At 42.2% G+C, this 1,170-nt stretch carries 2 protein-coding genes; one reads left to right on the plus strand and one right to left on the minus strand.

Annotation, left to right across the window (positions count from 1 at the left end; genetic code table 11):
* The coding region (locus tag ACLOR3_RS02955) for a DUF4947 domain-containing protein (protein ID WP_412036974.1) at window positions 1-509 on the plus strand (509 nt) is incomplete at its 5' end.
* Window positions 510-574: 65 nt separating this feature from the next.
* Here the strand turns inward: ACLOR3_RS02955 and ACLOR3_RS02960 are convergent.
* Window positions 575-1,170, minus strand: a 596-nt coding sequence (locus tag ACLOR3_RS02960; RefSeq protein ID WP_412036975.1) for a YhgE/Pip family protein, incomplete at its 5' end; no start/stop codon positions are given.

The following is a 1,170-nucleotide window of genomic DNA, read 5'->3' on the forward strand; positions in this document are numbered from 1 at the left end:
CAAAAAAATCATCTAAAGCTAGCTCTTCCAAAAAAGAGAAGAAAGAGTCTGAGACAGAAACCAGCTCTAGCAAAAAAATGGAGGAGCTCCCTGCCAATGCTAGCGAAGCTCCAACAGACAAGATCTATGCAACAGGCGATTCTGTCGTTTACTATAAAAAATATGACGGTGGATTAAAAGTGCATACACCTGATTTCGAAGGCTATACAACAAAAATAGTCAAAAAAATTCTTGGAAAACCTGAAAAAACCCATGTTGATTCAAATTATATGCTCGAGACCTTTTCAGAAAAGGAAAAAGAAAACCTTGTTAATCTCTATCAAGAGGGTCTTTTAACAGAGGAGCAACTCCATGCTTTTTGGGCTGGTGTAATCGATCTAGCTCAAACGTCTCAATTAGAGCAAACTTTTACAGTCTTTACCTACAAAGAAGGACAAGTTCAACTTGTCTTTAAAGATGACAACCTTGTCTATGTTACTCCAGATCCAGAAGTGCTTTATTTTAACTAAGAAAAAGCCCTCTTCTCTATTGAGAAAGGGGCTTTGTTTCACATGAAACTATGGATAGAGGAAGCTTAGTCTTCTTCCATTTTTTGAGGTTGATAGGCTATCATTCCTAGGCCAATACACAAGCCCAAAACTAGGGTAAGGAAGGTGACTTGTCCTCCTATCTGACCAGATAAGGAAATGGTTTCCCTTAGTCCCGATACGGTATAACTCATCGGCAACAGCGGATGAATAGCTTGGAAGAAACGATTGGTGAGGGCAAGCGGATAAGTCCCTGCACTAGAAGCCAGTTGAAGGAGCAAGAGAATCAAAGAGATAAAAGCTCCGACCTTGTTGTTCCATGTCGTTAAGGCAGTCACCATGGACATGAAGGTCACACTTCCTAGCACACAGAGGAAGAGGGTCAAGCTTTCATGGTTTGCTACCATTCCTAGCAGGTGGACAGCTCCGTAGACCAGGATACCAGCTAAGACCGCAATCATCCCGTTCACTTCCAATCTCGATTTAAGCCAAGCCCAACGACTTTCTGGATGACGGCCAGATGGCAATTTGGCAAAAATCATATTGGTAGAAAGAGCCGCGACGAAAAGGGCAACAGATATCATATAAGGTGCCATGCCCACTCCATTCACCGAAACATTGTCATGGTCTGTCTTCGAAAGAG

Origin of the sequence: Streptococcus intestinihominis, assembly GCF_046824975.1 — a bacterium.
Classification (GTDB): Bacteria; Bacillota; Bacilli; order Lactobacillales; family Streptococcaceae; genus Streptococcus.